Source organism: Pseudomonas pharyngis (assembly GCF_021602345.1).
GTDB classification, from domain to species: Bacteria; Pseudomonadota; Gammaproteobacteria; order Pseudomonadales; family Pseudomonadaceae; genus Aquipseudomonas; species Aquipseudomonas pharyngis.
The window spans coordinates 193,062-217,988 of sequence record NZ_BQID01000001.1; the positions used below are offsets into that span (position 1 = coordinate 193,062).

Annotated in this window: 21 protein-coding genes and 1 riboswitch; of the genes, 12 read left to right on the top strand and 9 right to left on the bottom strand. The window is 61.7% G+C overall.

Going from position 1 to position 24,927, the window contains the following annotated elements; genetic code table 11:
* Positions 1-88: 88 nt before the first annotated feature.
* Positions 89-2,086, bottom strand: a complete 1,998-nt coding sequence (gene tkt / locus L6D74_RS00850) for a transketolase (protein WP_039767973.1) — start codon at positions 2,084-2,086, stop codon at positions 89-91.
* A gap of 271 nt (positions 2,087-2,357) precedes the next feature.
* On the opposite strand from tkt, the gene L6D74_RS00855 reads away from it, so the two are divergent.
* From L6D74_RS00855 to L6D74_RS00870, 4 genes are all read left to right on the top strand, one after another.
* Positions 2,358-3,353, top strand: a complete 996-nt coding sequence (locus L6D74_RS00855; protein ID WP_236187482.1) for an ArsR/SmtB family transcription factor — start codon at positions 2,358-2,360, stop codon at positions 3,351-3,353.
* An 18-nt stretch (positions 3,354-3,371) separates the two neighbouring features.
* Positions 3,372-4,562 (top strand): methionine adenosyltransferase, encoded by a 1,191-nt coding sequence (gene metK / locus L6D74_RS00860; RefSeq protein WP_011336330.1) that lies wholly within the window; start codon positions 3,372-3,374, stop codon positions 4,560-4,562.
* Positions 4,563-4,705: 143 nt separating this feature from the next.
* Positions 4,706-6,379 carry an NAD-dependent DNA ligase LigB gene (gene ligB / locus L6D74_RS00865; RefSeq protein WP_236187483.1) on the top strand — a complete coding sequence of 558 codons (1,674 nt, stop codon included), beginning with the start codon at positions 4,706-4,708 and terminating at the stop codon, positions 6,377-6,379.
* A gap of 97 nt (positions 6,380-6,476) precedes the next feature.
* Positions 6,477-6,872, top strand: a complete 396-nt coding sequence (locus L6D74_RS00870; RefSeq protein ID WP_236187484.1) for a DUF1090 domain-containing protein — start codon at positions 6,477-6,479, stop codon at positions 6,870-6,872.
* A 42-nt stretch (positions 6,873-6,914) separates the two neighbouring features.
* On the opposite strand, the gene L6D74_RS00875 is transcribed toward L6D74_RS00870, so the two are convergent.
* Positions 6,915-7,364, bottom strand: coding sequence for a c-type cytochrome (locus L6D74_RS00875; RefSeq protein ID WP_074692066.1), 450 nt, complete (start codon positions 7,362-7,364; stop codon positions 6,915-6,917).
* A gap of 128 nt (positions 7,365-7,492) precedes the next feature.
* Here L6D74_RS00875 and mltA point away from each other — a divergent pair, with 128 nt between their 5' ends.
* Positions 7,493-8,665, top strand: coding sequence for a murein transglycosylase A (gene mltA, locus L6D74_RS00880; protein ID WP_085646946.1), 1,173 nt, complete (start codon positions 7,493-7,495; stop codon positions 8,663-8,665).
* 49 nt (positions 8,666-8,714) lie between these two features.
* Here mltA and L6D74_RS00885 read toward each other — a convergent pair whose 3' ends face one another.
* Positions 8,715-9,098: an MAPEG family protein gene (locus tag L6D74_RS00885; protein WP_039767967.1), complete on the bottom strand. Its 384-nt coding sequence runs from the start codon at positions 9,096-9,098 to the stop codon at positions 8,715-8,717.
* 39 nt (positions 9,099-9,137) lie between these two features.
* Positions 9,138-9,971, bottom strand: coding sequence for an EamA family transporter (locus tag L6D74_RS00890; RefSeq protein WP_064600018.1), 834 nt, complete (start codon positions 9,969-9,971; stop codon positions 9,138-9,140).
* Positions 9,972-10,189: 218 nt separating this feature from the next.
* Between L6D74_RS00890 and L6D74_RS00895 the strand changes: the two genes are divergently transcribed.
* Together L6D74_RS00895 and L6D74_RS00900 are read left to right on the top strand one after the other, a co-directional pair.
* Complete coding sequence (locus L6D74_RS00895) at positions 10,190-11,359, top strand: MFS transporter (RefSeq protein WP_007959692.1); 1,170 nt, start codon at positions 10,190-10,192, stop codon at positions 11,357-11,359.
* A 104-nt stretch (positions 11,360-11,463) separates the two neighbouring features.
* A complete protein-coding gene (locus L6D74_RS00900) occupies positions 11,464-12,729 on the top strand; it encodes a cation:proton antiporter (protein WP_064600020.1) in 1,266 nt (421 codons plus the stop codon).
* Here L6D74_RS00900 and L6D74_RS00905 read toward each other — a convergent pair whose 3' ends face one another.
* Positions 12,730-13,635 (bottom strand): formate/nitrite transporter family protein, encoded by a 906-nt coding sequence (locus L6D74_RS00905; RefSeq protein ID WP_039767964.1) that lies wholly within the window; start codon positions 13,633-13,635, stop codon positions 12,730-12,732.
* A gap of 73 nt (positions 13,636-13,708) precedes the next feature.
* The gene (locus L6D74_RS00910; RefSeq protein ID WP_011336338.1) at positions 13,709-14,116 is read right to left on the bottom strand and encodes an acyl-CoA thioesterase; all 408 of its coding nucleotides are present in this window, start codon (positions 14,114-14,116) and stop codon (positions 13,709-13,711) included.
* Between the two features lie 197 nt (positions 14,117-14,313).
* Positions 14,314-14,412, top strand: a riboswitch (S-adenosyl-L-homocysteine riboswitch).
* A gap of 23 nt (positions 14,413-14,435) precedes the next feature.
* On the opposite strand from L6D74_RS00910, the gene ahcY reads away from it, so the two are divergent.
* The 4 genes from ahcY (at position 14,436) to L6D74_RS00930 (ending at position 19,932) form a co-directional block, all read left to right on the top strand.
* Complete coding sequence (ahcY, locus tag L6D74_RS00915) at positions 14,436-15,845, top strand: adenosylhomocysteinase (RefSeq protein ID WP_007961892.1); 1,410 nt, start codon at positions 14,436-14,438, stop codon at positions 15,843-15,845.
* A gap of 189 nt (positions 15,846-16,034) precedes the next feature.
* Positions 16,035-16,880 (top strand): methylenetetrahydrofolate reductase [NAD(P)H], encoded by an 846-nt coding sequence (gene metF / locus L6D74_RS00920; RefSeq protein ID WP_007959683.1) that lies wholly within the window; start codon positions 16,035-16,037, stop codon positions 16,878-16,880.
* 148 nt (positions 16,881-17,028) lie between these two features.
* Positions 17,029-17,841: a substrate-binding periplasmic protein gene (locus L6D74_RS00925; RefSeq protein WP_039767962.1), complete on the top strand. Its 813-nt coding sequence runs from the start codon at positions 17,029-17,031 to the stop codon at positions 17,839-17,841.
* 222 nt (positions 17,842-18,063) lie between these two features.
* On the top strand, positions 18,064-19,932 hold the full coding sequence (locus L6D74_RS00930; RefSeq protein ID WP_064600025.1) for an RNA helicase RhlE2: 1,869 nt from the start codon (positions 18,064-18,066) through the stop codon (positions 19,930-19,932).
* A 140-nt stretch (positions 19,933-20,072) separates the two neighbouring features.
* Here L6D74_RS00930 and L6D74_RS00935 read toward each other — a convergent pair whose 3' ends face one another.
* From L6D74_RS00935 to L6D74_RS00945, 3 genes are all read right to left on the bottom strand, one after another.
* The gene (locus L6D74_RS00935; protein WP_045121911.1) at positions 20,073-20,651 is read right to left on the bottom strand and encodes a YceI family protein; all 579 of its coding nucleotides are present in this window, start codon (positions 20,649-20,651) and stop codon (positions 20,073-20,075) included.
* A 32-nt stretch (positions 20,652-20,683) separates the two neighbouring features.
* A complete protein-coding gene (locus L6D74_RS00940) occupies positions 20,684-21,235 on the bottom strand; it encodes a cytochrome b (protein ID WP_236187485.1) in 552 nt (183 codons plus the stop codon).
* Positions 21,236-21,450: 215 nt separating this feature from the next.
* Entirely contained in the window at positions 21,451-23,229 is a 1,779-nt protein-coding gene (locus L6D74_RS00945) for a flavin monoamine oxidase family protein (protein WP_085646952.1), read from the bottom strand.
* A gap of 223 nt (positions 23,230-23,452) precedes the next feature.
* Here L6D74_RS00945 and L6D74_RS00950 point away from each other — a divergent pair, with 223 nt between their 5' ends.
* Complete coding sequence (locus L6D74_RS00950; protein ID WP_236187486.1) at positions 23,453-24,859, top strand: adenosylmethionine--8-amino-7-oxononanoate transaminase; 1,407 nt, start codon at positions 23,453-23,455, stop codon at positions 24,857-24,859.
* The last annotated feature ends 68 nt before the right edge of the window (positions 24,860-24,927 follow it).

A 24,927-nucleotide genomic window follows, 5' to 3' on the forward strand; every position in this document is an offset into this window, starting at 1 on the left:
ACAGGAAAATGCATTCCAATGTGGGAGCGAGCCTGCTCCGGGCGGCGTTCCGACGATGGACCGCAGTCCAGACGACAAAACTTCTGGATCAGTCTTCCAGCAGCTCTTCAGCCTGACCCAGGATGTTTTCCAGGGTGAAGCCGAACTCTTCGAACAGTGCCGAAGCCGGAGCCGATTCGCCGTAGGTGGTCATGCCGATCACGCGACCTTCCAGACCCACGTACTTGAACCAGAAGTCGGCGTGGGCCGCTTCGATCGCAATACGTGCGCTGACCTGCAACGGCAGGACCGATTGCTTGTAGCTGGCGTCCTGAGCGTCGAACGCGCTGGTGCATGGCATGGAAACCACGCGCACCTTGCGGCCCTGCTCGGTCAGTTTGTCGTAAGCCTGAACCGCCAGGCCAACTTCGGAACCGGTGGCGATCAGGATCAGCTCTGGCTCGCCTGCGCAATCCTTCAGCACGTAACCACCTCGGCGGATGTCGGCGATCTGGCCGGCATCACGGGTTTGGTGCTGCAGGTTCTGACGCGAGAAGATCAGCGCCGACGGGCCGTCCTTGCGCTCCAGAGCGTTTTTCCAGGCCACGGCCGATTCAACGGCATCGGCTGGACGCCAGGTGTCGAGGTTCGGCGTGCTGCGCAGGCTGGTCAGTTGCTCGATCGGCTGGTGCGTCGGGCCGTCCTCGCCCAGACCGATGGAGTCGTGGGTGTAGACGTGGATCACGCGCTGCTTCATCAGAGCGGACATGCGCACTGCGTTGCGGGCGTATTCCATGAACATCAGGAAGGTCGCGCCGTAAGGCACCAGACCACCGTGCAGGGCAACGCCGTTCATGATCGCGGTCATGCCGAATTCGCGCACGCCGTAGTACATGTAGTTGCCGCTGGCGTCTTCGGCGCTGACGCCTTTGCAACCTTTCCACAGGGTCAGGTTGGAACCGGCCAGGTCAGCCGAACCGCCCAGCACTTCCGGCAGCAGCGGGCCGAACGCGTTCAGGGCGTTCTGGCTGGCTTTACGGCTGGCGATGGTTTCGCCTTTGGCCGCAACGTCGGCGATGTAGGCGTCAGCTTTCTCGGAGAAGTCAGCCGGCAGTTCGCCGCTCAGGCGACGGATCAGTTCGTTGGCTTCGGTCGGGAACGCGGCGGAGTAGGCAGCGAAACGCTGATCCCACTCGGCTTCGGCGGCGCGGCCTTTTTCCTTGGCATCCCACTCGGCATAGATGTCGGCCGGGATTTCGAACGGGCCGTGGTTCCAGTTCAGCGCCTGACGGGTCAGGGCGATTTCCGCGTCACCCAGCGGGGCGCCGTGGCAATCTTCCTTGCCTTGCTTGTTAGGCGAACCGAAACCGATGGTGGTCTTGCAGCAGATCAGGGTCGGCAGCGGGCTCTTGCGCGCAGTCTCGATGGCGGTCTTGATCTCTTCCGGGTCGTGACCGTCGACGTTGCGGATCACTTGCCAGTTGTACGATTCGAAACGCTTCGGCGTGTCATCGGTGAACCAGCCTTCGACTTCGCCGTCGATGGAGATGCCGTTGTCATCGTAGAAGGCGATCAGTTTGCCCAGGCCCAGAGTGCCGGCCAGGGAAGCGACTTCGTGGGAAATGCCTTCCATCATGCAGCCATCACCCAGGAACACGTACGTGTGGTGGTCGACGATGTTGTGGCCGGGACGGTTGAACTGCGCGCCCAGTACTTTTTCTGCCAGGGCGAAGCCCACGGCGTTGGCCAGACCCTGACCCAGCGGGCCGGTGGTGGTTTCAACGCCCGGGGTGTAACCGAATTCCGGGTGGCCCGGGGTGCGGCTGTGCAGTTGACGGAATTGCTTGAGGTCGTCGATCGACAGGTCGTAGCCGGTCAGGTGCAGCAGCGAGTAGATCAACATCGAGCCGTGGCCGTTGGACAGCACGAAGCGGTCACGGTCGGCGAACGATGGATTGCTCGGGTTGTGCTTGAGGTAGTCGCGCCAAAGCACTTCGGCGATATCTGCCATACCCATAGGGGCACCGGGATGGCCGCTGTTGGCTTTTTGCACGGCATCCATGCTGAGGGCACGAATGGCGTTGGCACGCTCACGACGGCTAGGCATCGCTGATCTCCTGGGTGTGAATAGATTGAAACGGAAAAAAGGAGGGCATTTTCCCTCACCCGAGCGCCTCGGGGCAATGACAGATAGTCATCCGGAGGCGTTTTTCCCATGGATAACATCGGTTTCGGTTGGTGAAACCTTTCCGCTGTTGGTTTGTAGAGTTAACCGGGCGGTGAGAAGTGCAATCGAATGCGCCATCCATCGAGCAATATCAAAACTTTTTGATATAGACCTTGCGATGCTTTCAGGCCGTCACTAGACTGCCAGCCCTATGAACCTACGCGTGCCTTCCATTCGCCATGACGATTGCGACGAGCTGGCGGCCCTGTGCAAGGCCGGCGGCGATCCGCTGCGGCTGAATGTATTGCGCGCCCTGGCCAACGACTCGTTCGGCGTACTGGAACTGGCGCAGATTTTCGGTATCGGCCAGTCCGGCATGAGCCATCACCTTAAAGTGCTGGCGCAGGCGGATCTGGTGGCGACTCGCCGCGAAGGCAATGCGGTGTTCTATCGCCGCGCCCTGCCCCACACCGAGTTGCTGGGCGGCAAGCTGCATGCGGCATTGTTAGAAGAAGTCGACAATCTGCCGCTGCCGGCCGACGTGGAAGCCCGGATCGCACAGGTTCACGGGCAACGCGCGGCCAACAGCCAGGACTTTTTCGCCCGGGTCGCGGAGAAATTTCGCGCCCAGCAGGATTTGATTGCCGGCCTGCCGCAGTACCGTGAAAGCGTGCTGGCCCTGCTCGACAAACTGAATTTCAATGGCGCAGCCACGGCCATTGAAGTCGGCCCCGGCGATGGTGCATTCCTGCCGGAACTGGCGCGTCGCTTCGGCACCGTAACCGCACTGGACAACAGCGCGGCGATGCTCGAACTGGCCCGTCAGGTATGTGAACGTGAACAGCTGGCTAACGTCAGCCTGCAATTGGCCGATGCATTGAATGGCACAAGCCTTCAGGCCGATTGCGTGGTGTTGAACATGGTGTTGCACCATTTCGCCGCGCCGGCCGAAGCGCTCAAGCACCTGGCCAGCCTGCTGCAACCGGGCGGTAGCCTGCTCGTGACAGAGTTATGTAGCCACAACCAGAGTTGGGCCAGGGAGGCCTGCGGTGATCTGTGGTTGGGGTTTGAACAGGACGATCTGGCCCGTTGGGCCACCGCTGCGGGACTCGTTCCCGGGGAAAGCCTCTATGTAGGCTTACGTAATGGTTTCCAGATCCAGGTCCGCCATTTTCAGCGACCGGCTGGCGACACTCACCATCGGTAAATTCAGGAAAACATCGAGATGAGCGAATACTCCCTCTTCACCTCCGAGTCCGTGTCTGAAGGACATCCGGACAAAATCGCCGACCAGATTTCCGATGCAGTGCTGGACGCCATCATTGCCCAGGACAAGCACGCACGCGTTGCGGTGGAAACCCTGGTCAAGACTGGCGTGGCCATCGTTGCCGGTGAAGTGACCACCAGCGCCTGGGTCGACCTGGAGCAGATCGTTCGTGACGTGATTTGCGACATCGGCTACACCAGCTCCGACGTCGGCTTCGACGGCGCGACCTGCGGCGTGATGAACATCATTGGCAAACAGTCCCCTGACATCAACCAGGGTGTTGACCGTGCCAAGCCTGAAGATCAGGGCGCCGGCGACCAGGGCCTGATGTTCGGCTACGCCAGCAACGAAACCGACGTGCTGATGCCGGCCCCGATCACCTTCTCGCACCAGCTGGTACAGCGTCAGGCCGAAGCCCGTAAATCGGGTCTGCTGCCCTGGCTGCGTCCGGACGCCAAGTCGCAAGTGACCTGCCGTTACGAAGGCGGCAAGGTTGTCGGTATCGACGCCGTGGTTCTGTCGACCCAGCACAACCCTGAAGTGTCGTACAACGACCTGCGCGAAGGCGTGATGGAGCTGATCGTCAAGCACGTGCTGCCTGCCGAACTGCTGAGCAAGGACACCCAGTTCCACATCAACCCGACCGGCCAGTTCATCATTGGCGGCCCGGTCGGTGACTGCGGTCTGACCGGTCGCAAGATCATCGTCGACAGCTACGGCGGCATGGCCCGTCACGGCGGCGGCGCGTTCTCCGGTAAAGATCCATCCAAGGTTGACCGTTCGGCTGCCTACGCTGGCCGTTACGTTGCCAAGAACATCGTGGCTGCCGGCCTGGCCGAGCGTTGCGAGATCCAGGTTTCCTACGCGATCGGTGTGGCCCAGCCTACCTCGATCTCGCTGAACACCTTCGGCACCGGCAAGATCAGCGATGACAAGATCATCAAACTGGTCCGCGAAGTGTTCGACCTGCGTCCATACGCAATCACCACCATGCTCGACCTGCTGCACCCGATGTACCAGGAAACCGCAGCCTACGGCCACTTCGGCCGTGCTCCGCAGACCAAGACCGTTGGCGAAGACACCTTCTCCACGTTCACCTGGGAAAAAACCGACCGCGCCGACGCTCTGCGTTCCGCTGCCGGCCTGTAATTTTCCTGGCGGTACAAGAAGCTCCGCACGGTTCGCCGTGCGGGGCTTTTTCATGGCCGCGAAACAACCGGCAAAACAGCCGCCCGGCCCGCTTCAAAATCCCGGCTAGCCTTCAGGTATCTCTCTGAGCAAGGACGCTCACGATGCTTGCCACACTGCGCCTGTTTTTGTTTTTCCTGCCGGTTTTCCACCTCAACGCCTTCGCCGACTGCCCCGACTGGGCCGCCGCCCGGGCTTCGAGCGAAGTCGCCGCCCTGCAACAACAGATCGACCGCTGGGACGACGCCTATCATCGCGAAGGTCGTTCGGTGATCGCCGATGAGCTCTACGATCAGTCCCGCCTGCGCCTGAACCAATGGCGCCGGTGCTTCAAACTTCCCTCACCGCCCGAGCCGTTGCGCACCGCATCAGGCCTGGTTGCGCACCCGATCGCTCACACTGGTCTGGACAAACTTCATGACGCGGCGGACATCGCCACCTGGCTGCGCGACCGCCTAAATGTATGGGTGCAACCCAAGGTCGATGGCGTGGCGGTCACCCTGATCTATCGCGACGGCCGATTGCATCAGGCGATCAGTCGCGGTGATGGTGTTCGCGGGCAGGACTGGACGGAGTCGGCAAAAAGAATCGGAGCCATTCCGCAACAGCTGACGCAACCGCAGGACCTGCTGGTGCAAGGCGAACTCTACTGGCGTTTGAACGGACACACACAGGCACGTGCCGGCAGCGCCAACGCCCGCGCCACCGTGGCCGGGCTGCTGGGGCGCAAGGATCTCGACGCGGAACACGCTGCAGGCATCGGGCTGTTTGTCTGGGACTGGCCGCAAGGGCCGAAGGACTTGCCGGAGCGAATCGCGGCCCTTACGCAGTTCGGTTTTCCTACCACGGAGCCCTACACCCAGGCCGTCGCCAGCCTGAACGAAGCGCAACACTGGCGCGATCACTGGTATCGCTCGCCACTGCCATTTGCCACGGACGGAGTGGTTCTGCGCCAAAGCCTGCGGCCACCGGCAGAGCGCTGGCAGGCTCGTCCGCCCTACTGGGCTGTCGCCTGGAAGTACCCTTTTGCCCAGGCACTGGCCGATGTGCGCAAGGTGAACTTCAAGATCGGCCGCACCGGGCGCATTACGCCGGTGCTTGAACTGTCGCCGGTGATGCTCGATGACCGGCAGATCAAACGGGTCAGCGTCAGTTCGCTCAGACGCTGGCAGGAGCTGGACATTCGGCCCGGCGATCAGGTGGCAATCAGCCTGGCCGGGCTGACGATTCCGCGCCTCGACAGCGTGGTGCTGCGCAGCACTGAACGCGTGGAGCTGAACGTTCCGCTCGCCCGCGACTTTCACGCCCTGAGCTGCTGGCAACCGACACCGGGCTGCGAAAGCCAGTTCCTCGCCCGCCTGACCTGGCTCAGCGGCAAGCAGGGACTGGCCCTGCCCCATGTCGGTCGCGGCACCTGGGAGAAACTTCTGGAAACAGGCCGCCTGAACAGCCTGCTGGATTGGTTGACCCTCGACGGGCCGGAGCTTGCTAACATTGCCGGTCTCGGCGAGCGCAGCAGTGCCCGCCTGCTGCACAGTTTTCACAGCGCCCGCCAACGGCCGTTCCTGCAGTGGCTCAAAGCCCTGGGGCTGCCACCGACCGGTCAGGCAACACTCGCCGATTCATGGCAGACGCTGGCACAACGCAACACCGAACAATGGCAGGCAGAAGCCGGAATCGGCCCGGGTCGCGCGGCGCAATTGAGCGCCTTTTTTCGTGACCCGCAGGTACTGGCCCTGAGTAAAACCTTGCAAGCCGCCGGTGTCGACGGCTTCTGAACACGCAATCCCCGGCCCACCGGGAACCCAAGTCCCCCGGAGCGCTCCAACAGCGCAGTGCTTCACCGATACGATTGCCTTTGCACATGGAGCTTTTATGAAATTTCTCGCACCGCTCGCCCTGCTGTCTTTCTGCGCAGTCCTCGCCGGCCCCGTGATGGCCGACGAAGACGCGCCGGGCCTGACCGGTTGTGCTGCCAAGAAGCAGGGCATCATCAATCAGATCGAACAGGCCAAGTCCCGCGGCAATGCCGACCAGCAGGCCGGCCTCGAAACCGCCCTGCGCGAAGTCACCGAACACTGCACCGACGCCGGCCTGAAGAAAGAGCGGGAAAACAAGGTACTCGACGCCAAGCACGAAGTGAGCAGGCGTCAGGCTGATCTGGACAAGGCCATGAAGAAGGGCGATCCGGAGAAGATCGACAAGCGCAAGAACAAGCTCGCCGAATCGCGCAAGGAATTGCAGGACGCGCTGGACGAACTCGACAAGTAAGAAAGCCGGGGATCACGGCCAAAGGCTGTGATCCCTTGAACATCAGTGGTCGCGAAACTCTTTATGGCAGGCACTGCAGGCATCTTCGACTTTCTGCACGGCCGGCCCCAGGTTGCTGGCCTTGTAGGGTTGAACCTTGCTGGCGATCACCAGTTCACCGGTGGCCGCCTCAAGGGTGCGGGCCATTTCCTGGAAACGGGCCTGTTTCTGCCAGACATCGTCCTTGGCGCTGGTGTGATCTTCTTCGCGCACCTGCGGAAAATGTTTCCACGGCTCATGGGACAACGCATCGAGCTTGACCGCGCCTTCGGCGAATTTCGCTCCGTCGAACGGGATGCGCCCACGCAACATGCCACCCAGGTCTTCGCCGGTCTTGAGCATCTGCTTGAAGATCGCCTTGCGCTGACCCAGCGGGGAATTCGGGTCTACACCGCCACAGGCGGACAAGGTCAGACAGGCCAGCAATACAACAGAAATTCTTTTAAGAGTCATGGTGGCTTCAGGTCACGGAAATCGGCGGCCAGTATCCTCGCGTCACCGCCAAACACCAATAGCCCTATTAACAATAAGGGTTGCTTGAGCGCATGGAGCACTTCAGCAACCGGCACAGGAAATTCTCCATGAACAGCCGCTTCAAGGCCTGGCGTCATCCGCTCATCGTCACCCTGCCGCTGCTGGCGATCCTCGCCGGCTGCACCGGTGGCGACAGCGCCAAGCCGAAAACCCACGCCCTGGCCACCTACTCCAGCGCCACTTGGGAAGCGTTGCCTGCGGTGTCCGACAGCGATCTGGTGGCCGGATTCAGCTCGTGGCGCAGCGCGTGCACCCGGCTCAAGGCTGACCCGGTCTGGGGCCCGACCTGTGCGGCAGCCGCCAACGTGCCGCAAAGCGCCGGCGACATTCGCGCCTTCCTCAAGCAGAACCTCGACGTCTTCGGCCTGCGCGCCGAAAACGACAATCCCAACGGCCTGATCACCGGCTACTACGAACCGGTCTATCCCGGCAGCCTGACGCAAACCGCCACCGCCAACGTGCCGGTGTATGGCGTGCCCGAAGACATGATCATTGTCTCGCTGGAAAGTATTTACCCGGAACTCAAAGGCAAGCGCCTGCGCGGCCGCCTCGAAGGTCGCGTGCTCAAGCCTTACGACGACGCAGCGACCATCGAGACCAAAGGCGTCAAGGCGCCGGTCGTGGCGTGGCTGACCGACCCGATGAACCTGCAATTCCTGCAGATTCAGGGGTCGGGGCGAATTCAGACCGATGACGGCCGACAACTGCGCATCGCCTACGCCGACCAGAATGGTCACCCGTACCGACCGATCGGCCGCTGGCTGGTGGAACAGGGCGAGCTGAAAAAAGAAGAAGTCACCATGGGTGCGATCAGCAACTGGGCCAAGGCCAACCCATCGCGCATTCCGGAACTGCTGGCGAGCAATCCGAGCTACGTGTTTTTCACCCGCAACCCGGACAGCAACGAAGGGCCGCGCGGCTCGCTGAATGTGCCGCTGACCGCCGGTTACAGCGCGGCAGTGGACCGCAAGGTGATTCCGCTGGGCAGCCTGTTGTGGCTGTCGACCACTCGCCCCGACGGCACGCCGCTGGTACGCCCGGTGGCTGCGCAGGACACTGGCGGCGCGATTGCCGGTGAGGTTCGCGCGGATCTGTTCTGGGGCACCGGCGATGCCGCCGGGCAACTGGCGGGCGACATGAAACAGCAAGGACAGATCTGGATGCTCTGGCCAAAAGGCGCGGCGTTGCCGCAAGTGCCGCAGGTAGCCGACAAGCCGTAAGCACAATGCAAAAGATCGCAGGCCTCGTCAGCCTGCGATCTTTTCAGGTTCAGATCGAAACGAAGAAGAAGCTAGCAATCAGCACCATCCCGACAAACCATACCAACGAGCGCAAAGCCGCCCAGTCCGCCAGATAGCAAATGATGTAGAGCAGGCGACTGGTGATGAACAGCACCGCCAGCACATTGACCGTCACCAGCTCTGCCGTGCCCACCAGGTGCGCGACGATCACCGCCGCCGCAAACGCCGGGGTCACTTCAAAACTGTTCAGTTGCGCCGCATGGGCACGGCGCGCCACGCCATCCACGCTGTCCAGAAAGTCCCGGGGATCATGATTGTCCCGCAGTCTGAAACCGCCCGAGGCCTTGGCCACGACGGTGCACAGATAGGGCAGAAAAATCGCGATCAACACACACCACAAAGCCACCGTCATAACACCGTCCTTCTTTCGAGTTTTAGAGTTGCCGGGCGGTCAGAACTTCATCACCAACATGCCGATCAGTACCAGCCCACAGGCTAAGAGCCGCGGCCGGCCGAAAGGTTCTTTCAGGTAACGCATGCCGAACAGCACCACCAGGATCACGCTGATTTCACGCAACGCCGCCGCTTCGGCAATCGAGCCCAACTGCATCGCCCACAGCACCAGAGCGTAGCTGAACAACACGCAGAACCCGACCGCCAGTCCCAGCTTCCATTGCTCGCGCCAGAACAGCTTGAACGCCGGCCGCTTGGCCACCCACGCCAGCAACGGGAAAGGCCAGGCACTGAGCAGCGTGACCCAGACCAGGTAATCCAGCGGATGCGACCAGCGCCGCAACGCCTGACCGTCGATGTAGGTGTAGCAACCGATGCACAAGCCGATCAGCGCCACTACCGGCAGCATCGCCCACGGCAAATGTTTCCCGCCGCCGCCCTGCCAGAGCAGGCAAGCCATGCCCAGCGGGATCAGCAGGATCCCGAAGATCTGCTGGGTGGTCAGCACTTCGCCGGCGAAGATCAGGGTCAGCGCCAGCACCACCAGCGGCGACAATCCGCGCATCAACGGATAGACCAGCCCCAGGTCGCCGACCCGATAGGCCTGAATCAACAGGTAGCGATAAAGCAGCTCGAACGCTGCCGACGCCAGAATCCACGGCCAGATTTCCGCCGGCGGCAGGCTGATGAAAGGCATCGCCAGCGCGACGAACAACAGCGCCACGGTGTCCATGCAGGCCACCACCAGCAGCCGTTCGGCGCTGAACTTGATCAACGTGTTCCACGCTGCGTGCAACAGCGCCGCCACCAACACCAGAGCTGTCGCCAGCACATGCCACTCCTTTGTTCTTGTTGTTGAACCTGAGCCAATTAGTCAGATTATTGATTCGCGATGTGTCAGCAGCTGTTTATACTGCAAGCGACCACGCCGCACTCAGTTGCGCACAGATAAATTCCAATAATTCCTGCCTGCCCGTTCTCGCCCGAGACCGGTCGCCGGCCTGCGTATGCCTGATCAAAGCGTCAAGACTACCGACAGAGACCTTGCGCATGCCACTCGCCTTGCTTGCACTCGCTGTTGCCGCTTTCGGCATCGGCACCACTGAATTCGTCATCATGGGCCTGCTGCCCGATGTCGCCCGCGACCTCGCGGTGAGCATTCCCCACGCTGGCCTGTTGATCACCGGCTACGCCCTGGGCGTGGTGTTCGGTGCGCCGATCCTCGCGATCGGCACCGCCAACATGCCGCGCAAGGCCACGCTGCTGGGCATGACGCTGATGTTCATCCTCGGCAACGTGCTGTGCGCACTGGCGCCGAACTACGCAACGCTGATGGCGGCGCGAGTGGTCACCGCGCTGTGCCACGGCGCGTTCTTCGGCATCGGTTCGGTGGTGGCCGCCGGGCTGGTCGCACCGAACAAGCGAGCGCAGGCGATTGCCATGATGTTCACCGGCCTGACCCTGGCCAACGTCCTCGGCGTACCGCTGGGCACGGCGCTCGGCCAGTACGCCGGCTGGCGCTCGACCTTCTGGGCGGTCTCGGTGATCGGTGTGATCGCCGCCCTCGCCCAATGGCTGTGGTTGCCGAAACACATCCCGATGGACAAGGCCAACCTCGCCAGCGAGTTCAAGGTGCTGGGCAAGGTCAACGTGTTGCTGGCACTGGGCATGAGCGTGCTGGCCTCCACCAGCCTGTTCAGCGTGTTCACCTACATCGCGCCGATTCTGCAGGACATCACCGGCGTCAGCCCCCACGGCGTGACGGTGATGCTGCTGTTGTTCGGTGTCGGCCTGACCGGCGGCAGCATGCTCGGCGGACGCCTGGCCGACAGCCGTCTGTTGCCGTCGCTGGTGGGTGTTGCGCTGGCGGTGGTGGTGATTCTGGCGGCGTTCAGCCAGACCAGTCGCTCGGTGGTTCCGGCGGCGATCACGCTGGTGCTGTGGGGGATTTTTGCCTTCGCCCTGTGCCCGATCCTGCAACTGCTGATCATCGATCAGGCTCACGAGGCACCGAACCTCGGTTCGACCCTGAACCAGAGCGCGTTCAACCTCGGCAATGCCGCCGGCGCATGGATCGGCGGGCTGGTGGTGGCCAGTGGCGCGGACCTGGCGGACCTGCCGTGGACCGGCGCGCTGGTAGGCGTGCTGACCGTGCTGACGGCGCTGTTTTTCATCTACCTGCAACGTCGGGGTGTCGCTGCGGTCAATGTGTCCGGCTGATTTTCCCGGGGGACACAATTGTGTCCCCACCCGGCGTCAGCCCATCCAACCCTTGCGTCCATGAATGGCCGCGCTGTCTTTCACCCCCATCCAAAGGACCCCGGATGCTTGAACTCGTCGCCGCTTTCATCTGCCTCACCACCCTCCTCACCTTCGTGAATTTCCGCTTCATCGGCCTGCCTCCGACCATCGGCGTGATGGTTACCGCACTGATGTTTTCCCTGTTGCTGCAAGGCCTGAGCCTGCTCGGTTACCCCGGTCTGGAAGAGCGCGTGCAGCAACTGATCGGCCAGATCGACTTCGGCGATCTGCTGATGAACTGGATGCTGTCGTTCCTGCTGTTCGCCGGCGCCTTGCACGTGAACCTGAACGACCTGCGCAGCTATCGCTGGCCCATCGGCCTGCTGGCGACCTTCGGCGTACTGATCGCCACCGCCGTGATCGGCAGCCTCGCCTACTACATTTTTGCCCTGTTCGGCTGGCACGTGAGCTTCCTCTACTGCCTGTTGTTCGGTGCGCTGATTTCTCCGACCGACCCGATTGCCGTCCTCGGCGTGCTGCGTACGGCCAATGCCTCGAAGCCGCTGAAGACCACCATCGTCGGCGAATCGCTGTTCAACGACGGCACCGCCGTAGTGGTGTTCACCGTGCTGCTGGGCATCGCGCAACTGGGCGAAACCCCGACTATCGGCGCCACGGCCATGCTGTTTGCTCACGAAGCCATCGGTGGCGTGCTGTTCGGCGGGCTGATCGGTTATCTGGTGTACCTGATGATCAAGAGCATCGAGCAGCACCAGATCGAAGTCATGCTGACCCTGGCGCTGGTGATTGGCGGTTCGGCGATGGCCACCGAGCTGCATGTCTCGGCGCCGATTGCGATGGTGGTCGCCGGGCTGATCATCGGTAACCTCGGTCGCAACCTGGCGATGAACGACATGACGCGCAAATACCTCGACGGTTTCTGGGAATTGCTCGACGACATGCTCAACGCGTTGCTGTTCGCGCTGATCGGGATGGAGCTGTTGCTGCTGCCGTTCAACTGGCTGCACGTGGCGGCGGCGAGTTTGCTGGCGCTGGCGATTCTGCTGTCGCGCCTGCTCACCGTGGCCCCGGCCATCGTCTTGCTGCGGCGCTGGCGCACGGTGCCGCGCGGCACGATCCGGATCCTGACCTGGGGCGGATTGCGCGGCGGTGTTTCGGTGGCACTGGCCCTGGCCCTGCCGTTGGGCCCGGAGCGCGATCTGCTGCTGAGCATCACTTACATCGTGGTGCTGTCGTCGATCCTGTTGCAGGGCCTGACCATCGGCAAACTGGTCAAGCACGCAACCCGCGATGAGCCGGCGACCGCTGCCGAGCCCGCGCACCATTGATCATTTCTTGATCCGCTGCGGATCGGGCTTTTCGGCCTGGTCCGCAGATTCCTTCGGCGCATCCGTTTCTTTCGGCGCGCCGCTTTCACTGCGGATCTGCGCATGACTGATCAGGGCAAAGATGAAACTGCCGCCGATGATGTTCCCCGCCAGGGTCGGCCCGGCAAACACCGCCCAGAAGTCACTCCACGGCAACTCGCCGGCAAACACCAGATACGACACCTCCGCCGACCCCACCACGATGTGAGTGAAATCGCCCAGTGCCATCAGATAGGTAATGAGGATGATGATCCACATCTTCGCGCTTTCCATGGACGGGATCATCCAGACCATGGTGGCGATCATCCAGCCCGAGACGATGCCCTTGGCGAACATCTGACTCGCATGGTTCTCCATGACCTTGCGGCCGATTTCGAGGAAGGCCTCGTCGGTCTTGCTGTCGAAGATCGGCAGTTCGAGCATCACGTACGCCACCAGAATCGTCCCGCACAGGTTGCCGAACAGCACCACGGTCCAGAGCCGGATCAACCGGCCGAAATTGGCCAGGGTCGGCTTGGTCATCACCGGCAGCACGGCGGTCAGGGTGTTTTCGGTGAACAGTTGCTGGCGGGCGAGAATCACCGCGAGAAAACCCGCGCAGTAGCCGAAGCTGGCGATCACCTTGAATTCGTCGCCCTCGGGCAGACGCGAGTTGAGCAGGCCCATGCCCATCAGCGACAGGCCCATGGTCAGCCCGGCTGCCAGCGCCGACCACCACAGCGCGGCGATGCTGCGCTCCAGTTCCTGGTCGCCTTGTTTGCGGATGATTTCATGCAGGACCGCCGCCCGGGGCGGCTGGTTTTTCTCGACTTCGTGTTGTTCCTTGGCCGAGAGGTCGGGGGTCTTGCCGTCTGTTGGTGTGGTCATGGCGGGAAACCGGTGGCGGGGTCATAAGGCTACGACACGCGCCGCTCGGCTTCCGTTCGCCGGTGTGACGCGATTACTCGGTAACGGGCACGTCATCCTTGAACTGGTCTTTGACATACCTGATCTCGGTTCGCCCGTGCGGCGCCGGCAAGCCGTCTTCGCCGAGGTTGACGAAGACCATCTTCTCGACGGTCAGGATGCTCTTGCGGGTGATCTTGTTGCGCACTTCGCAGGTCAGGGTGATCGAGGTGCGGCCGAACTCGGTGGCGGTGATGCCCAGTTCGATGATGTCGCCCTGGCGCGAGGCGCTGACGAAGTTGATTTCGGAAATGTACTTGGTCACCACACGCTGGTTGCCCAGTTGAACGATGGCGTAGATCGCCGCTTCCTCGTCGATCCAGCGCAGCAGGCTGCCGCCGAACAGGGTGCCGTTGGGGTTGAGGTCTTCGGGTTTTACCCACTTGCGGGTGTGGAAATTCATCTTCACTCCTGAGCGTCTTGCCGAATGATGGCGCCATCTTGGCAGACTGAGCGGTCATGCTCCATGAGGCTTCTACTATGGTCGCGATTGGCGATCTTCATCTGGCCGACAGAAACCCTTTGGAAGATCAGTCTAGACGGCTATAATCGCCCCCGTTTCAAAACCGTAACGTTCACTTGATACCGTTTTCCCGCCACCTGTCCGAGGGGCGCTGCAGCAGGTTCAACCTGTCAGGCTCGGATGGGGCGTTGACCGGCTCAGGCCGGACACTAAACGCACAACGGCGCCCATTCGCATACATTACGAATGGAGGCTCTTCATGAGCGCTGTTATCACGCCTGCCGATTTTAACGATTACAAAGTTGCCGACATGTCCCTGGCTGCCTGGGGCCGTCGCGAAACCATCATCGCCGAATCGGAAATGCCGGCCCTGATGGGTCTGCGCCGCAAGTACGCTTCCGAGCAGCCTTTGAAAGGCGCAAAAATCCTCGGCTGCATCCACATGACCATTCAGACCGCCGTGCTGATCGAAACCCTGGTTGCCCTGGGTGCCGAAGTGCGCTGGTCGTCCTGCAACATTTTCTCGACTCAGGACCAGGCCGCTGCTTCCATCGCTGCTGCCGGCATCCCGGTTTTCGCCTGGAAAGGCGAGACTGAAGAAGAGTACGAGTGGTGCCTGGAGCAGACCATCCTGAAGGATGGCCAGCCATGGGACGCCAACATGATCCTCGACGACGGCGGCGACCTGACCGAGCTGCTGCACAAGAAATACCCACAGGTTCTGGACCGCGTTCACGGCGTGACCGAAGAAACCACCACCGGCGTGCACCGTCTGCTGGACATGCTGGCCAAGGGCGAGCTGAAAATCCCGGCCATCAACGTCAACGACTCGGTGACCAAGTCCAAGAACGACAACAAGTACGGCTGCCGTCACAGCCTGAACGATGCCATCAAGCGCGGTACCGACCACCTGCTGTCCGGCAAGCAAGCGCTGGTCATCGGCTACGGTGACGTGGGCAAGGGTTCGGCCCAGTCCCTGCGTCAGGAAGGCATGATCGTCAAAGTCTCCGAAGTCGACCCGATCTGCGCCATGCAAGCCTGCATGGACGGTTTCGAACTGGTTTCGCCGTTCATCGACGGTATCAACGACGGCACTGAAGCGAGCATCGACAAAGCGCTGCTGGGCAAGATCGACCTGATCGTGACCACCACCGGTAACGTCAACGTTTGCGACGCAAACATGCTCAAAGCCCTGAAGAAGCGCGCCGTTGTCTGCAACATCGGTCACTTCGACAACGAAATCGACACCGCTTTCATGCGCAAGAACTGGGCATGGGAAGAAGTGAAGCCACAGGTACACAAGATCCACCGTACCGGCCCGGGCGCTTTCGACGCTCAGAACGACGACTACCTGATCCTTCTGGCCGAAGGTCGTCTGGTGAACCTGGGCAACGCCACCGGTCACCCGAGCCGCATCATGGACGGTTCGTTCGCCAACCAGGTGCTGGCGCAGATCTTCCTGTTCGGCCAGAAGTACGCCGACCTGTCGCCAGCCCAGAAAGCCGAGCGCCTGACCGTTGAAGTACTGCCGAAGAAACTCGACGAAGAAGTGGCCCTGGAAATGGTTCGCGGCTTCGGCGGCGTGGTCACTCAACTGACCAAGCAACAGGCTGACTACATCGGCGTGACCGTCGAAGGCCCGTTCAAGCCGCACGCTTACCGCTACTAAGAGCAGCTGCGAGCTTCAAGCTTCAAGCGGCAAGCAAGGCCACAAGCCGGGCTTGCCGCGCGAAGCCCGAAAGCTCTGCCCCTATTTGTCAAAACAGTGTCAGGCCGCAAGCTTCAGGCACAAGAGACCAGCGCACCTCCGCTGCTCTTGCAGCTTGAAGCTTGCAGCTTGTAGCTGGAGGTCCCCTCCATGTCCCAAGACCGTCGCTACAGCTTCGAGTTCTTCCCGACCAAGACCGATGCTGGGCATGAAAAACTGCTCGCCACTGCCCGTCAGCTGGCCACCTACAACCCCGACTTCTTTTCCTGCACCTACGGCGCTGGCGGTTCGACCCGTGACCGCACGCTGAACACCGTGTTGCAGCTGGAAAGCGAAGTCAAAATCCCCGCCGCCCCGCACCTGTCGTGCGTCGGCGACAGCAAGGACGACCTGCGCGGCCTGCTGAACGAGTACAAGGCCGCCGGCATCAAGCGCATCGTCGCCCTGCGCGGTGACCTGCCGTCCGGCATGGGCATGACCAGCGGCGAGCTGCGTCACGCCAATGAACTGGTTGAATTCATTCGTGAAGAAACCGGCAATCATTTCCACATCGAAGTCGCCGCCTACCCGGAAATGCATCCGCAAGCGCGCAACTACGAGGACGATCTCGCCAACTTCGTGCGCAAGGCCCGTGCCGGGGCCGACAGCGCGATCACTCAGTACTTCTTCAACGCCGACAGCTACTTCTACTTTGTCGACCGTTTGCAGGCGCTGGGCGTGGACATTCCGGTCGTGCCGGGGATCATGCCGATCACCAACTACAGCAAACTCGCGCGTTTCTCCGATGCCTGCGGTGCGGAAATCCCGCGCTGGATTCGCAAGCAGCTGGAAGCCTACGGCGATGACAGCCAAAGCATTCAGCGTTTTGGCGAACAGGTCGTCACGGAGATGTGCGAGCGCCTGCTGCAAGGCGGCGCACCCGGCCTGCACTTCTATTCCATGAACCAGGCCGAACCGAGCCTGGCGATCTGGAACAACCTGAAGCTGCCGCGCTAAAAAGACGTAACCGCAGAACCAGAAGATCGCAGCCACGACAGTGCCTACAGCGCTTTCGCCGCTGCGATCTTTTGCTTTTAAACGCCCGAAACAGAGCTTCTGCGGCCAGTTTCTGGCTCTTTGCCGTTTCTCGTCGTAATCTCAAGCCATGCCTTTGATCACGCAGTTATTCGCCGTGCTGGTTTTTGCTTGCCTGAGCTTTGCCGCTCGGGGCGAGAAGCTGCGTATCGTCACCGAACCGTGGGCGCCGTACGTCTATGAACAAGACGGCAAGAACCTCGGACTGGACTACGAAACCACCGCCATCGTGTTCAAGCGCCTGGGCATCGAAGTCGAATGGCAGTTCCTGCCGTGGAAACGCTGCCTGTCGATGCTCGAAACCGGCCAGGCCGACGGCGCGCTGGACATCTTCCACAGCGATGAACGCGACGCCACCCTGCTCTATCCGAGCGAACCGCTGTCGGACGTCGAGTTCGTGATGTTTTACGCCAACGACCGCCCGCACCCTTTTCGCAGCCTCGAAGACCTCAAGGGCCTGACCATCGGTACGTCGCCGGGCTACCTGTACAGCCCCGATTTTCGCGAATCAACGTTATTCACCCGCGAGCCGGCCCCAACCCACGAAGCCAACTTCGGCAAACTGGTGCGCGGGCGCATCGACCTGTTGATCACCGACCGCCGGGTGGGTCAGCATTTGCTCGATGAATTGGATATCCGCAACCAGATCACTGAAAACCCCACGGTCATCAGCCGCCAGAGCCAGTTTCTGGCCGTGCGACGCAATGCGGGGATGGATTTGCTGGTGCAGCGCTTCGGCGCCGAACTCAAGCGTTTCAAGCGCGAACCGGCCTATGCCGAGCTCAGCGCTCGCTACGGCGCAGCCCCCGCCCTGGCGGCACCGCTGGGCAACGCCACCGCCAGCGGCAAAACCGTTGAGCAGCAGGAAAGCGGCGCGCAGTGATTGCTCTGTTATACTCCGGCGTTCCCGCCAGGCTCACGCCCGGACGCCCGGAACCGTAACAGGCCTCCCGACCCGCTACAGCGCAGCTTTTCAGCCCGCGCGAGCGCTCCGGACGTGCCTTCGGAACCGCAGCAGGACCGGACGGGATTGCGTCCTCTTAAACGCCATTCGCGCCAGGCAAGACTCCCATTGGGCCAAGCCCTAACTGAAACAGGATTACTCATGTCCTTTGCTTCCCTCGGTCTCTCCGAGGCTTTGGTCCGCGCTATCGAAGATGCGGGCTATACCGAGCCTACTCCGGTGCAACAGCGGGCCATTCCCGCCGTGTTGCAAGGTCGCGACCTGATGGTTGCGGCTCAGACAGGTACTGGTAAAACCGGCGGTTTCGCCCTTCCGATCCTGGAGCGGCTGTTTCCCAACGGTCACCCGGACAAATCCCAGCGTCACGGCCCGCGCCAACCGCGCGTGCTCGTGCTGACCCCTACCCGCGAACTCGCGGCGCAGGTTCACGACAGTTTCAAGATCTACGCCCGCGACCTGAAATTCGTCAGCGCGTGCATCTTCGGCGGCGTCGGCATGAACCCGCAGGTTCAGGCCATGTCCCGTGGCGTTGACGTGCTGGTGGCGTGCCCCGGTCGACTGCTCGACCTGTGCGGCCAGGGCAGCGTCGATCTGTCCCACGTCGAAATTCTCGTGCTCGACGAAGCCGACCGCATGCTCGACATGGGCTTCGTCCACGACGTGAAGAAAGTCCTCGCGCGCCTGCCGGCCAAGCGTCAGAACCTGCTGTTCTCGGCGACCTTCTCCAAAGACATCACGGATCTTGCCGGCAAACTGCTGCACAACCCGGAACGCATCGAAGTGACGCCGCCGAACACCACGGTCGAGCGCATCGAACAACGCGTCTTCCGTCTGCCGGCCAGCCACAAGCGTGCGCTGCTGGCCCACCTGATTACCGCCGGCGCGTGGGAACAGGTGCTGGTGTTCACACGCACCAAGCACGGCGCCAACCGTCTGGCCGAGTACCTGGACAAACACGGCCTGCCGGCTGTGGCGATCCACGGCAACAAGAGCCAGAACGCCCGCACCAAAGCCCTGGCCGACTTCAAGGCCGGTGAAGTGCGCATCCTGGTTGCCACCGACATCGCCGCCCGTGGCCTGGACATCGACCAGTTGCCACACGTGGTCAACTTCGAACTGCCGAACGTCGATGAGGACTACGTCCACCGTATCGGCCGTACCGGCCGGGCCGGTCGTTCGGGCGAGGCGATCTCGCTGGTCGCGCCGGACGAAGAAAAACTGCTGAAAAGCATCGAACGCATGACCAAGCAGAAAATCGCCGACGGCGACCTGATGGGTTTCGATGCCAGCACCATCGAGGCCGAGAAGCCGGAAGCCCGTGAACGTCCGGACATGCGCAACCCGCGCAATGCCCGTGGCCCACGCGGCGACGGCCCGAATGGCGGCGGCGGTGGCGGCGGTCGTAAAGACAAAGGCAAAGACAAGGGCAAGGAAAAACCGGCCGGCGAACGTGGCGAGCGTCCAGCCCGTCAACAGAAGCCGCGTGAAGGCACCCCGGCCCGCGAACAACGCCAGCCAAGCCAGCCACCACGCGCCGCTGCTGACCGTGCTCCGGACGAATTCCTCGACGACGATATCGATAACTTCGGTAACCGCGTTGATTACGTGCCGAAGCAGGCTCCGGCCGGTGGTCGCAACCGTCGTCCAGGCGCTCCGGCGCAAGGCGCAGGTTCGGGCGCACCACGCGGCGGTCAGTCGCAAGGTCGCCAGAACGGCCCGCGCAACAGCAACGGCTCGAGCACCGGCACCCCGCCAGGCAAACGCAGTGGCCCACGCAACGGTGCTCCGCGTGACGGCCAGGGTCGTCGCGATGAAAATCCGCGCAACCGCCGCCCGGCCCGTGACGATCAGCAGCGCGCCGAACCGGCCGTGCAGAACCCGCGCAGCAGTGGCCCGAAGATCATGCACAAGGAGTCGAAAGCCGACCGCTTCCCGACGCCTGAGCAGCTGGATCAACTGCCAAGCCGCCCACGCGGTGAAAAACCGGCCTTGCTGACCCGCAATCGCTGAGTTTTCGACTGCAATGAAAAATGCCCCGGCCTGAAAACCGGGGCATTTTTTTGCGCGTTGCTGAGACGAGAGTTACGGCAGGCCATAAAAAACGCCCCCGATCGCAAGACCGGGGGCGTTTTTTGTGTGGCCGGCGAAAATTACTTCGCTTTCACACCTTCAAACGAAACGTACAGCTCGACCGCGTCGGACTTCGGACCCAGGTCTTTCTGCTTGCCGAAATCGGAACGCTTGATGGTGGTGGTGCCTTCGAAGCCGGCACGGTAGCCACCCCATGGATCCTTGCCTTCGCCCAGGAAGGTCGCCTTCACGACCACTGGCTTGGTGACGCCCAGGATGGTCAGGTCGCCGGTCACGTCAGCGGTGTTGGCACCGGTGGACTTGACGCTGGTGGAGACGAAGGTCGCCTTGGCAAACTTGCTGGCGTTCAGGAAGTCAGCGCTGGCGATGTGCTTGTCGCGCTCGGCGTGGTTGGTGAACACGCTGGCGGTGTTCACGTTGAACTCGATCTTGCTGTCTTCAGGCTTGGCAGCGTCGAAGCTGAACTTGCCATCGATGTCCTTGAAGGTACCGGTGATGAAGCTGTAGCCCAGGTGGCTGATCTTGAAGTCGACGAAGGCGTGCTGGCCTTCTTTGTCGACTACGTAGTCAGCGGCCATCACATTGGCGGACAGGACGGCAGAGCCGATTGCCAGAGCGGCCAGAGTCTTTTTCAACATGCTTTGTTTTCCTTTGGAGTCGAGGTTGAACATCAGGCTTTGCGTCCCAGCATTCGTGTCAGGGTCGCATCACGATCGATAAAGTGGTGCTTCAATGCTGCCAACGCATGGAGACCGGAAAAAATTACCAGCGCCCACGCCAGCCAGAGATGAATCACACCGGCGGTATCTGCCTGATCCGGTAGTCCGGAAACCAGTGCAGGAACTTCAAACAGGCCAAACACCGGGATCCCGACACCGTCTGCGGTGGAAATCAGGTAACCGGCAATCATCACGGCGAACAGCGCAAGGTAGAGAAACCCATGGCCGAACCTAGCGCCGATGCGGGTCATGCGGCTGTAGCTCTGCAACGTTGGCGGCGGTGGGCTGACAAAGCGCCACAACACCCGCAACACCATCACAGCCAACAGCACCAGACCGATGCTCTTGTGCAGATCCGGCGCGTCTTTGCGCCAGGTGCTGTAGTAATCCAGCCCCACCATCCACAGACCGAGCGCGAACAGCCCGAAGACCGCCAGCGCCACACCCCAGTGCATGAAGATGCTGACCCAACCGTAGCGCGAAGAAGAGTTACGTAGCTGCATTGCCCAAATCCTGTGAGAACTGCGAACCAAGACTAGCGAGTTATCTATCGAATTAAAGCGGAAAATTTTGCTTTGAAATATCGAGAAATACGATCAAGAGTCTTGAACAGGGGAGTTAAGGAAAGATTAAAGACAAAAGTGTGGCGGGATGTTGTGAATCCCACGCAAAAAAAAGCGCGGCTTGAAAGCCGCGCTTTTTCATTCACCGCAAAGCCTTACTGCGCTTTGGTCTCGGTGGTTGCCGCCGGTTTGGCCGCTGGCTTCTTCGCCGGCTCAGCCTTTTTCGCTGCAGGTTTGGCCGGGGCTTTTTTCGCCTCGGTCTTGGCCGCCGGTTTCTTCGCTGCTGGTTTGGCTGCCGCTTTCTTCGCCGGCTCGGCTTTCACCGGGGCCGCTGGCTTCGGTGCTTCCACCGGGGCTGGCGCAGGGGCCGGAGCCGGTGCAGGCGCTGGAGCGGCTGGAGCAGGTGCCGGCTCTGGCGCTTTCACTGGCTCTGGCTTCTTGTCGTCGTCCGAACCGCCGAACAGGTTGGTGAAGAAGTTGCCTTTCTTCGCCGCTACTGCCGCACCCGCACCCGCCGCTGCGGCGGTGGCCGCTGCCGGGCCGACCTTGACCGGTTCGAAGGATTTGCCCGCCGCCAGGTCTTCAACCTGACTGGCAGCACGCTGACCGGTGCGCAGTGCGCCTTCCAGCGTGCCCGGGTACAAGGTGTCGGTGTGTTCGCCGGCAAACGCTACGCGCTGCAGCGGACGCTCCCACAGGCGCCAGTATTTGCTGATCTGGCCAGGGCCGAAGGCGAGGTAGGAACCACCGGTCGATGGATCGGTGCTGTAGCGACGGATTTCATAACCGGTAAACGAACCACGAGCCTGTGGATAAAACGTGTGCAGGCGAATCAGCACCTGATCGACCATCTGCTTGTCGCCAAAGGCCTGCATGACGCGGGCGTTATCGCCGGACAGGTTGATCACCACGTTGGCGCCACCCTTCAGGGCCGGCTCGATCCACAACATGCCAAGGCCGGTGTTGCTATAGATCTCGCCGGACATCCGCGCCTTGCTTTCCCATACCGGCGTCTTGAACTTCAGCATGATCTGGTCACGCCAGCCGTAGTTGGTGCCTTTGATCGCGGCCAGGTGCTGGGCGTCCAGCGCCGGAGTCAGCTGGATCTTGTTGAGGGCGCGCAACGGCACCGCCAGCACAACGTAATCGGCCTGGTAGCCAACGCTGCCGACCTTGACGGTCACGCCGTCCTTGTCTTGGGTGATGGCAGATACTGGCGAGTTGGTCTTGATGGTTTTCAACTGTTTGACGAAGGCCTGGGCCAGCACCGGGCTGCCACCGACCAGACGCGAAGCGCGCAGGTCACGGTCGGACACGCCGCGATACACCCGGCTCTGCTGTGCGAAGTACAGCAGCGACAGGCGCGAAGGCTCGTCGTAGTGGGTGCGGATGTCCTGGTTGATCAGCTGACGTGCGGTGGCCGGCAGGTTCTGCTTGTCGAGCCAGCTCGAGACGTTGATCTGATCAAGGGCGTGCAGAGTGTTGGTCGCCGCCGGGTTTTGCGGATCGTCGATCGAACGCGCCAGATCGTCACGGGTTTTCTCGTAACGCTTCAGCGCTTCAGCCGTGGCAGGCTGTTTGGCGGTCAGGTCGGCGGCGGAGAAATACTCGCCGTCGATCAGGTACCCCGGGGTCCGAACGAATTCAGGGGCCGGCGTGGTGCTCAGCTTGAACGTCGAAACGTACTTGTTCAGCACCGGTTGAGTCTTGTCGTTGCCGATCCACTCGCTGGTGGCCATGCCCGAGCGACCGCCCAGGCTCGGCTTGGCTTCGAGCAGCGTGACCTGCCAGCCCTTGTTCTGCAGTTCGTAAGCCGCCGTCAGGCCCGACAGGCCGCCGCCGATCACGATTGCGGTTTTATCCTTGGCCAGCGCCGTAACGCTGAACAGCCCCAACACCACCAGCGCACAGGCGCGCAGCCAACCGACAGACATTCAGCGAACTCCGGAAATACACGTAGGAAAAAGCAGTTTTGCGGGTCAGACGACCCAAAGAACCGCGAAGAATACGTCAGCCATCAAAACGCCGCCAGCGACGTCTATCGGCCCATACAAAGTAGCTCAATCGACACAATGGGTTGTTCCGGCGCGATGCATTGCATAGGCTTGCGCGATTGTTTGCCCGCGCCTGACGCGAGCCGCCTCGAGGAGACTGAACATGGGCCTGAACAACCAGTGGATGCAACGCGATCTCGCGGTGCTGTGGCATCCCTGCACCCAGATGAAAGACCACGAACAGCTGCCGCTGATCCCGATCAAGCGCGGTGAAGGCGTCTGGCTCGAAGACTTCGAAGGCAAGCGTTATCTGGATGCGGTCAGCTCCTGGTGGGTCAACGTGTTCGGCCACGCCAACCCGCGCATCAACCAGCGCATCAAGGATCAGGTCGATCAGCTGGAACACGTGATTCTGGCCGGTTTCAGCCATCAGCCAGTGATCGAGCTGTCCGAGCGTCTGGTGAAGATGACGCCGGAAGGCCTGAACCGGGTGTTCTACGCCGATAACGGTTCGTCCTGCATCGAAGTCGCGCTGAAAATGAGCTTTCACTACTGGCTCAACCGCGGCCAGCCGAACAAGAAACGCTTCGTCACCCTGACCAACAGCTACCACGGCGAAACCATGGCGGCGATGTCAGTCGGTGACGTGCCGTTGTTCACCGAAACCTATAAAGCGCTGCTGATGGACACCATCAAGGTGCCGAGCCCGGATTGCTACCTGCGCCCGCAGGGCATGAGCTGGGAAGAACACTCGCGCAATATGTTCGCGGCAATGGAGCAGACGCTGGCGGAAAATCATGACAGCGTCGCTGCGGTGATCGTCGAGCCGCTGATCCAGGGCGCCGGCGGCATGCGCATGTATCACCCGGTGTACCTCAAGCTGTTGCGCGAGGCCTGCGACCGTTATGGCGTGCACCTGATCCACGACGAAATCGCCGTCGGCTTCGGCCGCACCGGAACGATGTTCGCCTGCGAACAGGCCGGCATCCGCCCGGACTTCCTGTGCCTGTCGAAAGCCCTGACCGGCGGTTATCTGCCGTTGGCCGCGTGCCTGACCACCGACGAGGTGTACAGCGCGTTCTACGACGATTACCCGACCCTGCGCGCCTTCCTGCATTCGCACAGCTACACCGGCAACCCGCTGGCCTGTGCGGCGGCGTTGGCGACCCTGGATATCTTCGAACAGGACAACGTGATCGAAAACAACCGGGCGCTGGCTCAACGCATGGCGTCGGCGACGGCGCATCTGGTGGATCATCCGAATGTTTCGGAAGTCCGGCAGACCGGCATGGTCCTGGCGATCGAGATGGTCAAGGACAAAGCCACGAAAGAGGCTTATCCGTGGCAGGAACGTCGCGGCCTGAAGGTGTTCCAGCATGCGCTGGAGCGTGGTGCGCTGCTGCGTCCGCTGGGCAGCGTGGTGTATTTCCTGCCGCCGTACGTGATCACCCCGGAGCAGATCGACTTCCTCGCCGAAGTCGCCAGCGAAGGCATCGACATTGCCACCCGTGACAACGTCAGTGTGGCGGTGCCGAAGGATTTCCATCCCGGGTTTCGTGATCCGGGCTGATTCGGCTTACTTCACTCGTTCCCACGCTCTGCGTGGGAATGCAGCCCGGGACGCTCCGCGTCCCAAAA

Bases quoted from the DNA above. Each gene is read 5' to 3' on its own strand.
- mltA (WP_085646946.1), top strand. From the start codon at position 7,493: ATGAACAGCCGCTTCAAGGCCTGGCGTCATCCGCTCATCGTCACCCTG.
- L6D74_RS00895 (WP_007959692.1), top strand. From the start codon at position 10,190: ATGCCACTCGCCTTGCTTGCACTCGCTGTTGCCGCTTTCGGCATCGGC.
- L6D74_RS00885 (WP_039767967.1), bottom strand. From the start codon at position 9,098: ATGACGGTGGCTTTGTGGTGTGTGTTGATCGCGATTTTTCTGCCCTAT.
- metF (WP_007959683.1), top strand. From the start codon at position 16,035: ATGTCCCAAGACCGTCGCTACAGCTTCGAGTTCTTCCCGACCAAGACC.
- L6D74_RS00875 (WP_074692066.1), bottom strand. From the start codon at position 7,364: ATGACTCTTAAAAGAATTTCTGTTGTATTGCTGGCCTGTCTGACCTTG.
- tkt (WP_039767973.1), bottom strand. From the start codon at position 2,086: ATGCCTAGCCGTCGTGAGCGTGCCAACGCCATTCGTGCCCTCAGCATG.
- L6D74_RS00900 (WP_064600020.1), top strand. From the start codon at position 11,464: ATGCTTGAACTCGTCGCCGCTTTCATCTGCCTCACCACCCTCCTCACC.
- metK (WP_011336330.1), top strand. From the start codon at position 3,372: ATGAGCGAATACTCCCTCTTCACCTCCGAGTCCGTGTCTGAAGGACAT.
- L6D74_RS00925 (WP_039767962.1), top strand. From the start codon at position 17,029: ATGCCTTTGATCACGCAGTTATTCGCCGTGCTGGTTTTTGCTTGCCTG.
- L6D74_RS00910 (WP_011336338.1), bottom strand. From the start codon at position 14,116: ATGAATTTCCACACCCGCAAGTGGGTAAAACCCGAAGACCTCAACCCC.
- L6D74_RS00935 (WP_045121911.1), bottom strand. From the start codon at position 20,651: ATGTTGAAAAAGACTCTGGCCGCTCTGGCAATCGGCTCTGCCGTCCTG.
- L6D74_RS00855 (WP_236187482.1), top strand. From the start codon at position 2,358: ATGAACCTACGCGTGCCTTCCATTCGCCATGACGATTGCGACGAGCTG.
- ligB (WP_236187483.1), top strand. From the start codon at position 4,706: ATGCTTGCCACACTGCGCCTGTTTTTGTTTTTCCTGCCGGTTTTCCAC.
- L6D74_RS00950 (WP_236187486.1), top strand. From the start codon at position 23,453: ATGGGCCTGAACAACCAGTGGATGCAACGCGATCTCGCGGTGCTGTGG.
- L6D74_RS00905 (WP_039767964.1), bottom strand. From the start codon at position 13,635: ATGACCACACCAACAGACGGCAAGACCCCCGACCTCTCGGCCAAGGAA.
- L6D74_RS00945 (WP_085646952.1), bottom strand. From the start codon at position 23,229: ATGTCTGTCGGTTGGCTGCGCGCCTGTGCGCTGGTGGTGTTGGGGCTG.
- L6D74_RS00870 (WP_236187484.1), top strand. From the start codon at position 6,477: ATGAAATTTCTCGCACCGCTCGCCCTGCTGTCTTTCTGCGCAGTCCTC.
- L6D74_RS00940 (WP_236187485.1), bottom strand. From the start codon at position 21,235: ATGCAGCTACGTAACTCTTCTTCGCGCTACGGTTGGGTCAGCATCTTC.
- L6D74_RS00930 (WP_064600025.1), top strand. From the start codon at position 18,064: ATGTCCTTTGCTTCCCTCGGTCTCTCCGAGGCTTTGGTCCGCGCTATC.
- ahcY (WP_007961892.1), top strand. From the start codon at position 14,436: ATGAGCGCTGTTATCACGCCTGCCGATTTTAACGATTACAAAGTTGCC.